Source organism: Micromonospora sp. LOL_014, from assembly GCF_048060245.1.
Lineage (GTDB): Bacteria > Actinomycetota > Actinomycetes > Mycobacteriales > Micromonosporaceae > Micromonospora_E.
Genome location: NZ_JBHMIP010000123.1, coordinates 1 through 310, shown reverse-complemented (window position 1 = coordinate 310; position 310 = coordinate 1). Strand labels below are relative to the sequence as shown.

Here is a 310-nt window from a genome sequence, read left to right as displayed (position 1 = left end):
AGTCGACGATCCAGTGGTTGTCGAACCAGAAGTCGCTGTCGCGGGCCAGGTTCCGGATCGTCTTCCTGATCAGCGGGAGGGCGGCGCGGAGCCGTTTGTTGTAGCCGGGCCGCTGCGGTAGGTAGGGGAACATGCCGGCCAGGTGGACACGGGCGTAGCGGATCCAGTGGGCTTCCGAGCGTGCGCCGAGCAGGACCTGAGCCACGGCCAGGCAGACCAGTTCGGAGTCGGTCAGCAGTGGTGGCCTGCCACGCCACCGAGGTGTGCGGATGCTGTCGTCGATCTTCACGTACAGTGCGGTCAAGAGGGT

General features: G+C 65.8%; 1 pseudogene. It reads right to left on the bottom strand.

Features of this window, described 5'->3' with window-relative positions:
* Positions 1 to 310: pseudogene (locus tag ACFHW1_RS28910) on the bottom strand (IS982 family transposase); the annotation flags it as partial.